The sequence below is a fragment of the Telluria mixta genome, assembly GCF_029223865.1.
Lineage (GTDB): Bacteria > Pseudomonadota > Gammaproteobacteria > Burkholderiales > Burkholderiaceae_D > Telluria > Telluria mixta.
The window spans coordinates 6,862,907-6,875,444 of sequence record NZ_CP119520.1 but is presented as its reverse complement, the minus strand read 5'-3'; the positions used below and the strand labels follow the sequence as shown (position 1 = coordinate 6,875,444).

9 protein-coding genes are annotated in these 12,538 nt (G+C 64.0%); 6 read left to right on the top strand and 3 right to left on the bottom strand.

The window, feature by feature from the left end:
* Positions 1 to 13: 13 nt before the first annotated feature.
* Positions 14 to 673 carry a TetR/AcrR family transcriptional regulator gene (locus P0M04_RS30185; RefSeq protein ID WP_259450236.1) on the bottom strand — a complete coding sequence of 220 codons (660 nt, stop codon included), beginning with the start codon at positions 671 to 673 and terminating at the stop codon, positions 14 to 16.
* A 202-nt stretch (positions 674 to 875) separates the two neighbouring features.
* Between P0M04_RS30185 and P0M04_RS30180 the strand changes: the two genes are divergently transcribed.
* The 5 genes from P0M04_RS30180 to P0M04_RS30160 all read left to right on the top strand — a co-directional run bounded on the left by P0M04_RS30180 (position 876) and on the right by P0M04_RS30160 (position 9,245).
* Positions 876 to 2,213 (top strand): carboxylesterase family protein, encoded by a 1,338-nt coding sequence (locus P0M04_RS30180; RefSeq protein ID WP_259450235.1) that lies wholly within the window; start codon positions 876 to 878, stop codon positions 2,211 to 2,213.
* A 371-nt stretch (positions 2,214 to 2,584) separates the two neighbouring features.
* Positions 2,585 to 5,437, top strand: coding sequence for a TonB-dependent receptor domain-containing protein (locus P0M04_RS30175; protein WP_259450234.1), 2,853 nt, complete (start codon positions 2,585 to 2,587; stop codon positions 5,435 to 5,437).
* A 63-nt stretch (positions 5,438 to 5,500) separates the two neighbouring features.
* Positions 5,501 to 6,820: a neutral/alkaline non-lysosomal ceramidase N-terminal domain-containing protein gene (locus P0M04_RS30170; RefSeq protein WP_259450233.1), complete on the top strand. Its 1,320-nt coding sequence runs from the start codon at positions 5,501 to 5,503 to the stop codon at positions 6,818 to 6,820.
* Entirely contained in the window at positions 6,817 to 7,878 is a 1,062-nt protein-coding gene (gene glk / locus P0M04_RS30165; protein WP_259450232.1) for a glucokinase, read from the top strand. The genes P0M04_RS30170 and glk overlap by 4 nt, the downstream gene beginning before the upstream one ends.
* Complete coding sequence (locus P0M04_RS30160; protein ID WP_259450231.1) at positions 7,875 to 9,245, top strand: hypothetical protein; 1,371 nt, start codon at positions 7,875 to 7,877, stop codon at positions 9,243 to 9,245. Before glk ends, P0M04_RS30160 begins: the two co-directional genes overlap by 4 nt.
* A gap of 98 nt (positions 9,246 to 9,343) precedes the next feature.
* Here P0M04_RS30160 and P0M04_RS30155 read toward each other — a convergent pair whose 3' ends face one another.
* Positions 9,344 to 10,060 (bottom strand): alpha/beta fold hydrolase, encoded by a 717-nt coding sequence (locus P0M04_RS30155; RefSeq protein WP_259450230.1) that lies wholly within the window; start codon positions 10,058 to 10,060, stop codon positions 9,344 to 9,346.
* On the bottom strand, positions 10,057 to 11,304 hold the full coding sequence (locus P0M04_RS30150) for an MFS transporter (RefSeq protein WP_259450229.1): 1,248 nt from the start codon (positions 11,302 to 11,304) through the stop codon (positions 10,057 to 10,059). The genes P0M04_RS30155 and P0M04_RS30150 overlap by 4 nt, the downstream gene beginning before the upstream one ends.
* 190 nt (positions 11,305 to 11,494) lie before the next feature.
* Between P0M04_RS30150 and P0M04_RS30145 the strand changes: the two genes are divergently transcribed.
* A complete protein-coding gene (locus tag P0M04_RS30145; protein ID WP_259450228.1) occupies positions 11,495 to 12,514 on the top strand; it encodes a porin in 1,020 nt (339 codons plus the stop codon).
* Positions 12,515 to 12,538: the final 24 nt, after the last annotated feature.

Sequence of the window (12,538 nt, the reverse complement as noted above, 5' to 3'; positions counted from 1 at the left end):
GTTCACGGCTGGTCTAAGGCCGCGGCGCCGCGCCGCCTGCGTGAATACCGCGCAGGAAAATCTCGAGCCGTTTCTTGATGTGCTCGCGCCTCAGCGCGCGGTCGGGTGCGCGCTGTAGCCTGCGGCGCGGCAGCAGGGCGCCGAACACGATATCCATCAGCATGCCCGCGTAGACGGCCGGATCCTCCACCACGATCCGGCCGCGGGACGCCTCCTCCTGCAGCCATTCGATCAAGGCTTCACGCGAGCGTATGGCCTCCGTTTCGTACAGGTAGTCGGACAATTCCGGGAACAGCACCGATTCCTTTGTCATCAGGTTCAGGATCGCTTCGCGCGAGCGCTCGGCGTCCTCGTCAATGTCCAGGCGGAACAGGCGGATCATCGTGTCGAGCAGCGGCAGATTCTCGTCCGGCGGGCGGGGCAGGTCGAGGATGAGGTGCTGGTGTTCGCGGATCACGGCCGCGAACATTGCCGTCTTGTCGGCGAAGCTTTCATAGATCGTACGCTTCGACACTTTTGCCCTGGCCGCCACGATCGCGGTCGTCGTGCCCGCGAAACCCAGTTCCACGAAAGCTTCATGCGCAGCCCGCAGGATGGCCTGCCGGCGTTCGGCATCTCCCGTCGACCGGGGCCGTCCGCGCCTGGCGGCCGGGTGACCGTTTTCCTCTGTCATTTACGTCCTTTTACTTCTGCCATGTTGACACACGAATTTTGCGGAGTTATGGTACTCAATGGGTACCAAAAATGCGATATTAATCGGTATCGAATCCGATCCGACGCGGTAGGAAAATATATGGCGGGCGCCCCGGCGTCAAGGGAGAGCAAATGCGAAACGGAATTGGCACTGAAGTTTCGGTGAAAGGTTCAACAGACAAATGATAAATACACGAACACGCAGGGAATTCCTGGTCATGGGCGCGCTGCTGACGATCGGCGCGGCAGCCGTCGCGCAAAACCGCCACGGCGACGTGCTCGGTGCGACCGCCATTACCGAGGTCTTCGGCGATGGCATCCGCCTGACCGCCGTGGCCGTCGAGTACGACGCGCCGGTCGACGGGGCACGGCTGTCCGCCGGGGCCTTCCGGGTCGAGGGGCGGACAGTCACGGCGGTCTTCACGAGCGCCTCCGCCTCGCCTACGGACCAGGCACCCAGCGGCCGCTTCGTCATCGTGGCGTTGTCGCCCGCCGACCGCGGCGCGGCCCTGGCGCAGCGTACCGGGCCGGCACCCGGCATGCGCAAGCCGCCCGGCGGGCCAGGGGGGCCGGGCAAGGCCGGTGACGTTCCCGCCTACGACACCGTGTACAGGAAGGCCGAGGCCGGGATCGTCCAGTCCGGTGCCGTGACGCTCGTCAACGGCGCCAGCGTGCCCGCAAGCGGCGCGACGGTGAAGACGACGAAGGTATTGAATGCGGTCGTCGACGACTTCCGCCAGCTCGAATTCCACGATCCCAAAACAGGCAAGCTGCTGCGGTACAACCTGTTCGTGCCGCGGGATTACGACGCGGCCAGGTCGTACCCTCTGGTACTGTTCATGCACGACGCCGGCGCGACGAGCGATGTCACGCGCACCACCCTGTTCCAGGGCCTCGGTGCCGTCATCTGGGCGAGTCCGCAGGAGCAGGCCAGGCGGCCATGCTTCGTGCTGGCGCCGCAGTATGCCGAGCTCATCGCCGATGACGATTCGAAAACGTCGGCGATGCTCGATACGACCATCGACCTGGTCGAAGCGCTCGCCGGCCAGTACAGCATCGATCGCAAGCGGCTCTACACGACCGGCCAATCCGGCGGCTGCATGATGTCGATTGCGATGGACATCAAATATCCGGACTTCTTCGCGGCCTCCCTGCTCGTCGCGGGCCAGTGGTCGCCTGCGCTTGTCCAGCCGCTGGCACGGCAAAAACTGTGGATCATCGTGTCGCAGGATGACGCGAAAGCCTACCCGGGCCAGAACGCGATCGTCGTCGTGCTGGAAAAAGAGGGTGTAAAGGTCGCGCGCGCCGAGTGGGACGCAACCTGGACGCCGGCGCAATTCCGGAGCGCGTTCGAGCGCATCGATCATCAGCATGCGCCGGTCAATTATGTCACCTTCAGCAAGGGCAGCGTCATTCCGCCGGGCCAGTCCACTGCCGGTGCCGCGGGACATACAAATACCTGGAGAATTGCCTACACCATCGAACCGGTGCGCGAATGGCTGTTCCGGCAGCATCGCTGATATTGGCGGTTTTAGGTATTAATACTACAAATAGTTTTGCAAAAGCCATTACCGTTTTCGGTAATGGCTTTTGCACGTCTTTTTATTTGTTCATGCGATTATAAATTCCACCGATTATAAAAAAAGTCCCAGCGATTCTGGTTTTTGTGCAAAGCCAGATTACTTGCGGTGGGCTAATCTCCAGCCCTAGAAACTGTTTGAAAACTACATGAAACAGCTGATTTATTTCATTCTTGTTTTCAAGGTTTTCGAGCCGCTTCCATTTTAGATTAATAACGATAAAAGTCGATTGCTTTCGCAATTCGTAATAAAGGAGATACGGTATGGGACGTTTTAAAAGGACCAGTGCAACGCTTGCATCGCAGTTGCGGATGAGCGACGTGCAAGCAGGTTTGTCGACTATTCGTCTGAACAAGATCGCGCTGGCCTGCGCCGGTACGCTCGCGGTCGGGTCCGCCGCCTGGGCGCAGTCGCAGCCGGACACCGCGTCTGAGGCGCTGAGCCAGGTCGTCGTCACGGGGTCGCGGGTGAGCCCCGGCAGCCAGAGCCCGACGCCGCTCACGACCGTCAACGCAGACGAACTGCTGACCAACAAGCCGGGTAGTATCTCGGATGCGATCAACGAACTGCCGATTTTCGCTGGATCCGCCGGCCAAAACCAGAACGCCGGCAACGGCGTCATGAGCAACGCGGGCAATGTGCAGAATCTGCGCGGCCTCGGCGGGGCGCGCACGCTGGTCCTGTGGGACGGCCACCGCCTGCCGGCAACGACGCAGGACCAGCTCATCGACACGGACATGGTCCCGCAGATGCTGCTGAAACGCGTGGACGTCGTCACCGGCGGCGCATCGGCGGTGTACGGTTCCGACGCGGTCTCGGGCGTCGTGAACTTCATTACCGACACCCGGTTCACCGGCGTCAAGGCCGAGGTCAGCGGCGGCGTGTCGACCTATGGCGACGACAAGCGGTCCAACCTGGGCATCGCGGGCGGCAAGGACCTGTTCGATGGTCGTGGACATGTGATCGCCAGCTACGAATACAGCAACGACCCCGGTGTGCCGTATCGGACGGATCGTCCATGGGGCGCGCACCAATGGACGATGCAGGGTGCCGGCACGGCGGCAAATCCTTACCACCTGGTCGACCATACCCGTATCGCGACGACCACGTTCGGCGGACTCGTGCAAGGCGGTCCGCTCGGTGGCCTCAACTTCACGCAGAACGGCGTATTGAGTCCGTTCGTGCATGGCGCCGCGACCGGTAACGGCAGCTTCGAAAGCGGGGGCGACGGCGGATACTACAACGCGTCGATCCGCGGCTCGATGAAATCGAACAAGGCATTCGTCCGCGGCGACTACGACATCAGCGACAGCGTGCATGGCTACGTCGAAGCCAGCTTCGCCGACAACCGCACGGTCAACTACGGCGGCTACAACAATCTCGGCAACGGCGCCACGCTGAGCGCGACCAATCCCTTCCTCGCGCAAACCTACCAGGACCAGCTTGCGGCCGCGAATGCGTCGACGTTCAGCGTCTCGAAGATTTTCGCCGACACGCCGCGCACGGATACCGCCAGCCACAGCCGGCAGGCCTTCGTGAACGGTGGCCTCAGCGGCGAGCTGGGCAATGGCTGGAAGTGGGACGCGTCCGGTACCGCTGCGAAAGTGACGTTGACAACGCGCGACGACAACAACTGGAACAAACAACGCCTCGCCGCGGCGCTCGATGCGGTCGTCAATCCCGCAACCGGGCAGGTCGTATGCCGCGCGTCGCTGACGAGCAGCGCCTACGCCAACTGCGTTCCGCTGAATATCCTGGGCCCGACGACCTCCAGCGAGGCTGCGATCGCCTACATCACGCAGCCGACCTCGTTCCAGGTGCAGAACACGCTGAACGAGTTTGAGGGCACGGTGTCCGGATCGCCGTTCTCGACCTGGGCCGGCCCGGTCGACGTCGCGTTGACCGGCCAATGGCGCAAGCAAACCTATGCCGTCACCAGCGACGCGCTGCCATCGGACACCGCCGATTGCACGGGGATCGCGTACAACTGCGGTGCATCGACGCCGCTGTATGCGAATGCGACCGTGACCCCGCGCTCCAAAGTCTCGCAAAGCGTGAAGGAAGTGGCGAGCGAATTCGACGTCCCGCTCCTGAAGAACGCGGCGCTCGCGAAGGAACTCCATCTCAACCTGGCAGGGCGTTACACGAATTACGACACCAGCGGCAGCGCGTGGACCTACAAGGCGGGCATCGACTGGGATGTCAGCAAGGAGCTCAAACTGCGCACCAGCTATTCGCGCGACATCCGCGCGCCAAGCCTGAACGACCTGTACCAGACCACCACTACCACGCCAGGCACCTTCACGGATTTGCTGACCGGCCAAAGCCCCACCGTGCCGACCACCAATGGCGGCAATGCGAACCTCAAGCCCGAGGTCGGCAAGACCCTGGCGGCAGGCTTCGTGATCACGCCGAAGGCACTCCCTGGATTCAGCGCATCGCTCGACTATTTCAATATCAAGGTCATCGACGCGATCACGAACATCCAGGGCTTCAATCCGTCCGTGCAGGCTGCCTGCTACGCCAGCGGCGGCAGTTCGCCTTACTGCGCCCTGCAGACGCGTCTGCTCGGTTACGCCGACACCAGTGCCGCCAACGCCGTCACGTCGTTCACGAACACGGTCATCAACATCGGCAGCATGAAGACGCGGGGATTCGATTTCGACGCGAACTACCGCTCCAGGGTGTTCGGCAACCCGCTCGGTCTGCGCCTGCTGGCAACGTACCAGCCGAGCATCGTGTACGAGACCCCGGGCGTGCAGACGGTCGACATGGCCGGCGTGGCCTACGGGCCCAACGGCCTCCAGGCCACTGCCAAGGTGCGCGCGACCCTCCTCGCCAACTACAAGTTCGGCGACTACTCGGTGGACGTCAGCGAGCGTTGGCGCAGCCCCCTGAGCTTCACGGGGGACTCGACGCAGATCGTATCGACGCCGAACACCTCCTCGGTCGCCTATACGAACCTTAATCTTGGCTGGAACATCCATCTCGGCGGCGGACACACCGGACAGCTGTTCTTCAACGTGCAGAACCTGTTCAACAGGCAGCCGCCGACCACCGCCTTCATCGCCGGCAACGGCGCGGTCGGACTGTTCAGCGGTTTCGCCCAGGGTGACGATCCGATCGGCCGCTACTTTACCGTCGGGCTGAAGGTAAGCATGTAATGTCGCGCGTCCCGTGGCGGCCTGCGCCGTTCGGGACGCGGAATAGTTTTCGGAGAAATTTATATGTCATCGTTGTTTGGAACTGCCGTCGCGCGCGCTGCGCGCCGATCGGGCGGCCTGCTCGCACTGCTGCTTCTGGCCGGTGCCGCACAGGCGGGGCAGCTGCGCGCCGGTGCGGCCCGCGTGGAGATCACGCCGACCGACCTGGCCGCCCTGAATCCCATGGGCGGCTCGTTCAAGGGCGTGCACGATCCGATCTACCTGCGCGCGCTCGTACTCGATGACGGGCACGGCAGCGTCGCCCTCGTCTCGACCGACCTGATCGAGGTCGGTACCATGGATGCGGTACGCCAGCGCATCGCACGCGAGGTCGGTATCGCGGCCGATCACGTGATGATCGGGGCCAGCCACGACCACAGCGCACCGCGGCTGGGCCGGGTCACGCCCGGCGCGCTGGCGCACGACGGCGGCCCGGAGTCGGACGCCTACAGCGCATGGGTCTACGACAAGATGGTAGGGGCACTCAAGCAGGCCAAGGCCGCGCTGCGTCCGGCAAGGTTGGGAAGCGGGCGTGGCCAGGTCGACGTCAACGTCAACCGCGACGTGTACGGTGCGCACGGCTGGGGACTCGGGTATGCGCCGGACGCGCCTTCCGACAAGCGTCTTGGTGTACTCAAGATCGAGAGCCTCGACGGCACGCCGCTGGCGCTGCTTCTGAATTACGGCGTGCATTCGACGGTGACGCTCGGCACCAACGAGATTTCCGGCGACCTCGCGGGCGCTGCCGAGCGCTATGTGGAAGACGCGCTTGGGCACGGGGTGGTCGCGCTGTGGACGCCGGCGGCACTGGGGGACCAGGCCCCGCGGGTGTCGCGGCCTCGAGGCGGGGATGCAAGGCGGTCGGATGCGGTCGCGTACGACGCGATGAACGCACAGGGCCTGCTGGTTGGGGCGGAGGCGGTACGGGTCGCGTCGACGATGGCGCCGCTGAAGACCGATGTCCGTCTTGCCGCCGCTGAACGCGTGGTCGCCTGTCCGGCCAAGCAGGGACGCAATCTGATGGCCGACATGAAACAGCAGCAAGTCGACAGCGTGCCGCTGCGTTTGAACCTCATCATGATCGGCGATGTCGCGCTGACAGGCGTGTCGGGCGAAGTGACGAATGCGATCGGCACCCGTTTATATGCGTTGTCGCCCCTGACGCAAACCTTCCTCGTCTCCATCGCCAACGACCGCATCGGCTACCTGCCGTCCGATGCCGCCTATGACCAGCCGCTGTTCGAAGTCAACGGCAGTCCGGTGGCCCGAGGCTGTGCGGAGGATGCGATCGTCAACGGCCTGAGCGACATGATCCGCGCAGCGTTACAAGAAAGATCTCCATGATGTCGTCAGCCAGTCTCGGGTTCGCTTGCTGGCCACCCGAAGTTTCATCCTGTTCCGCCCCAGGTCCGACACCCGGCTTTCCGCGCCTGCTCGGCGACATCGGCGGCACCAACGCGCGCTTTGCCCTTGTCGACGGCCCGGGCGAGGCGCCGCGCCATGTGCGCAGTCTGCGCGTAGCCGACCACGCCGGGCCGGTGGCCGCGGTCGAGGCCTACCTTGCCGCGCTTGGGCAGGATAAGATTGCACACGCCCCTCCGCGCGCGGCCGCGCTCGCGCTTGCGACACCGATCGATGGCGATCAAGTGACCATGACCAACAGCCGCTGGCGCTTTTCGCGCAGTGCCGTGCGCGCCGAACTCGGCCTTGACGTGCTGCTGTTATTGAACGATTTCGAAGCGCTCGCGCTGTCGCTGCCGGGACTGGGTAGCGGGCAGATTCGCACCGACGAGGCGCGCGCGCCGCGCGGGAACGTGATGGCGGTGGTCGGGCCGGGCACGGGCCTCGGCGTCGCCGGCGTCCTGCACACGCCCGCCGGCTGGGTGGCCGTACCGGGCGAGGGCGGGCATGCGACGCTGGCGCCGATGGACGAGCGCGAGAGCGCCTTGCTGGCCTGCGTGCGCCATTACGTGCCCCACGTGTCGGCGGAACGTTTATTGTCGGGCATTGGCTTGCCCGTGCTTTACCGGGCGGTGGCGCAGGTCGATGGCCTTTACGCCGACGTATTACAGGCGGACGACATCGTAGCGCGCGCGATCGCCGATGCCGATCCGTTATGCACCGCGACACTGGACAGCTTTTGCTCGCTGCTGGGGAACTTCGCTGGCAACGTGGCGCTGACCCTCGGCGCGCGCGCCGGGGTCTTCGTTGGCGGCGGCATCGTGCCGCGCCTGGGTGAGGGCTTCTTCGCCTCGCGCTTTCGCGCACGCTTCGAGGCGAAGGGAAGATTCCAGGCCTATCTCGAGCAGATCCCGACGTATGTCATCACCGATACGCTGGCGGCACTGGGCGGCGCCGCTTATGCGCTGGAACGCGCGAACCAAATGGGGAAGACCGTATGAAGACCGTCGCCGACATCAAAGAAGCCATATCAGGCGCGACGGTATGCGTGCTGTTCGGGTTGGGAGTCTTCGGCTGCGGCAGCACTGCGGTCAACCCCGTTGCTGGAACGGCCTCGGCCGGCCTGAAGGCAGGCGCCGGTGCCGCGGAGATCGTATTTCCGAGCGCGCTATTTGCGAATCCCCATGCGGTCGAAGGGTTTGGCGGGATCATTCACGACAATCCCCATGCCCGCGTCATGGTGCTCGAAACGAACGACAAGGTCGCGATCGTTTCGCTGGAACTGGTCAGAACCGATGCGGATGGTATCGCGCTGGTCAAGGACATCGTCAATCGCTATACCGGCACGCCGAAGGACAGGATCTGGGTCCATTCGAATCACACCATCAGCACTCCGCACGAGCCTCGCGATGCCGCGTTGAAGCGCTTGTGGATGGGAGCCCTGGAAGCGGCGCTCGCTTCGGCCGCGCAACAGGCTGCGGCGTCTTTTCAACCCGCGACCGCGGGTTTTGGCAGCGGCACCAGCGACGTGAACGTCAACAGGAACGTCTTGATGTCGGACGGCCAATACCATATCGGCTTGGACGGCACGCTGCCATCCAATAAAACCATGACGATCCTGCGGGTGAATTCACGGGCATCCGGCAAACCGGTCGGCTTCATCCTTGGCTATGGCATCAAGCCCACCGCCATCGACAATGCCGGGCAGGCGGCCGGCGTGCGGCAAGTCTCGGCCGATGTGCCGGGCGTGGCGTGCAATATGATGGAGAGGGAATTTGGTGCGCCCACATTGTTCCTGATGGGGGCAAGCGCCGATCAGGTGCCGAAGTACGATGCCTGGCGTGCCGTCGATAACGGGAACGGCGATGTGACGGACAACGTCGATTTTTATTCGCAGGTCGGCATGGACTACATTATCCAGCGCATGACGGCACTGGGCACGCAGATGGGTACCGACGCCATTGCAATCGCAAAAGGCATTGCGACCAGGGACGCCGCGCCGACGATAGCGTACGGTGTCACGACGTTCGAATGGCCCAATGCCGAAAAAAATGCGTCGACGGCGGTAAGGGTCGATGCCATCCGCGTTGGCAATGCGGCATTCGTCGGCGTGAAACCGGAGGTCGACTCGGTGACCGGACAGCAATTGCGGGCCGCAGCCGCCCGGTTGGGCTATGCGCACGTGATGCTCCATTCCTTCGTCGCCGGCGATGCGAAATACATGCCGCACGCGGCTGCCTATACTGCGCCGTTGACGGTCGAAGCCAGAAAAACCGGATTTGCGGCCGGTGGCGCCGAGGAGCTGGTGGCCAGGTCGATCGCGCTGCTGGGCAGCCTTGGGAAGGCCGGGAAAACCTCCGGGTTATGACCTTCGTCCTGTTATCCCTTCCGGTTTGCGCGGCCGCGCGGTCGTCGGCTCGGTGACGCGCATGACGGCGCATACAACGAGTTGTGAAACTTCCTTCATCAATGGGCTACGACAATGCGCCTGTAAAACCCTACCAGCACATCGCACAGTGTTTGCGGCGCTTCAAGCGGAATCATGTGTCCGCTGTTGGCGATAATCTCGAGCGTCGCGCCCGGCACCTGTTCCGCCATCGCACGCAGGTCGGCCGCCCGGACCATCGCATCCTCTTCCGCACCGACGATCAGCACCGGGCAGCGCAGCTCGCGCAGGCGCGCCATCAGGTCGGGCCGTTCCATCGACGCGGCAAACTGGGCCAGCATCGTTTCCTTGCCGAGATCCACCGACATCTGCCGGATGACGCCGGCAATCGATGGATCGTCGAGGTGAGCGGGCAGCACGAAGCTGCGCAACTGGGTCGTGGTCGTGCCGGCAAACGCGTGCTGTGCCAGCACGGCCATCGAGCGCTGGCGGCGCTCCTTTTCTTCCGCACGCAGGCCGCGTGCCGAACTGGAGATCAACACGAGCGACGCGACGCGGTCCGGATGGGCCAGCGCATGTTCCAGCGCCAGGTAGGCGCCCATCGAGAACGCAACGATATGGGCCGCAGGCGCGGTGCGCGCCGATATCAGGGCCTGCATCTGCGCACGCGTGCGCGCCTTGAACAGCGGCACATGGCTGACCACGAAGTCGGCCGGCAGGAGCGGTACGAGCTTGCCCCACAGGCGCTGGTCGCAGAGCGTACCCGGAATCAGGTCGAGGCGGGAAGGAGAATTCATGACTTGTCGGTGGTGTTGGAATTGGCGTGGCTGGCGTCGCGGGCATGGTGAGGAAAGCGGTCCATGCGCGACAGCACGGGAAACAGGCGCATCCAGGAGGCGGTCACGCACAGGGTGGCGGCGCCACCAATGACGATGGCGCGCACCAGGCCGAACCATCCCGCCGTCAGGCCCGATTCGAACTCGCCGAGTTCGTTGGAGGCGCCGATGAAGACCGAATTGACGGCGCTGACGCGGCCACGGATCGCGTCCGGCGTTTCGTACTGTACCAGCAGGTGGCGGATATAGACGCTGACGCTGTCGCCGAGGCCAAGCAGGAACAGGGCGGCCAGCGCGACGGCGAAGCTCGTGCTCAGTCCCATGATGACCGTGGACAGGCCGAACAGCGCCACGCCGCCGAACATCCAGGCGCCCACGCGTCGCTGGACGGGCCAGATGGCGAGCGCAACGGAGCCGAGCGCGGCGCCGGCGCCCGGCGCTGTACGCAGGAGACCGAGGCTGGCCGGGCCGGCGTGCAGGACATCCTGCGCATAGGCCGGCAATAGCGCGGTGGCGCCGCCGAACAGGACGGCGAACAGGTCGAGCGAGATCGCGCCCAGCACGACCGGCCGCGAGCGGACGAAACGCAGGCCTTCGAGCAGGGTGTGCCAGCTCACCGGACCCTTTGCCGCGGCGCGGCGGGTGCTGTGCGTCCCGGCCATCAACAGCACCGACACGGCCAGCATCACGCTCGATATCAGATAAACGACGTTCGCGCCGAAGCCGTACAGCAGGCCGCCCACCACCGGGCCGAGGATGCGCGCCACCGTCATGGTCGACGAATTCAGGGCGACGGCGCGCGCGAAGACCTGGTCCGGCACGAGGTTGCGCAGTACGGCCTGCTGGGCGGGCATCATGAATGCCCGTGCGCTGCCGTACAGGACGAGTACGGCGAACGCGGGCCAGACGGCCCCGGTACCGGACAAGGTCAGCGCCATCAAGCCGAGGTTGCACAGCAGCTGGATGGCCATGCACAGCATGACGATCACACGCCGGTCATGGCTGTCGGCCACATGGCCCGCCCACAGGATCAGCACCAGGAAAGGCGCGAACTGCGCCAGGCCGATCAGGCCGAGATCGAACAGGCTGTGGGTGAGGGCATAGATTTGCCATCCCACCGCCACGTTCATCATCTGGACGGCGATGGTTCCCAGGAAGCGTGCCAGGAGGTAGAAAGAAACGTTACGGTTACGCAGGGCGGACATAGGACGCATGCCGTGGAGGATACCCGGGGCTGGCCCGGATGTCCCTGCACAAAACGGACATTCGCTGGCATTTTAGCGAGACTTGCAACCAGGCTGCGCGGTACGAAAAAAGTACCAGCGAATCGATGATGCATGCAAGGACGCGCGTCGGCCGCTCTCCTATCCTTTTCGGATTACAAGGAGACGATGCGTGACGAAACAATCGATGAAAACGTGGATCGCCCTGTCGGCCTGTGTCTGCGGTACGGCATGCGCCCAGGTGTCGGTAACACCTTATGGCGTCGTCGACACCGCCATGGAATACCAGAACGGCGGTGCCGGTTCGCAGGTGCGGGAAGTCTCGAGCGGCCTGTACGCAACCGTGTATGGATTCAAGGGCACCGAGAACCTGGGCAATGGCCTGCATGTGAATTTCCAGCTCGAGCAAGGCTTCGATAATTCGACCGGCCAGGCCTCGGCCGCCGGGACGGCCTTCAACCGGCTTGCCTGGGTCGGCTTGTCCGGCGCATTCGGGGAACTTCGCGTCGGACGCCAGAAGAAGCCCGAATACCTGTTGCTGAACAACGAGTCCGATCCGAGCGGCGTGAAAAGCATTGCATCGCCGCTCAACAATTTCGGCGACAATGCGGTCCGCTCCAGCAACGCGCTGGCCTATTTCACGCCCACGCTGTACGGCTTTACCGAGCAGTTCATGGTCGCGCTGCGGGAAGAAGAGGACAAGCCCACGCTGCTGTCCTACAACGCGGTCGTGCGCTATGTGAATGGGCCCCTGCATGTGCTGGCGGGCTATGAAAAGACCGGCACCGCCGGCACGGATGCGTTCCAGAAGGTGTGGCGCGAAGTCGTCTCCTACGGGATGGGAAACGCGCGCCTCTACCTGGCCTACCAGAAGGAAAGCCGTAGCGATGGCCGCGAAAACCTGCAGATTGTCGAAGTGTCGGGTTCCTGGCGGTTCAATCCGGCGAACCAGCTGTCGGTGATGGTTGGCGATGCCCGCGATTGCACGGGACGCGGGAACGGCGGCCGGCAACTGGGCCTGCTGTACCAGTATCACCTGTCCAGGCGAACGGAGCTGTACAGTGCCGCAGGCATCCTGCAGAACCGCAACCAGGCGCAATTCACACTGGACGGTACGCAATATGCCGGCATTCCCGGCGCGCCGGGCGCCTTCGTGCGCGGGATGAACCTCGGGATTGCCCACCATTTCTGAGACCGGGCCGGGGCGCCCGGTCTC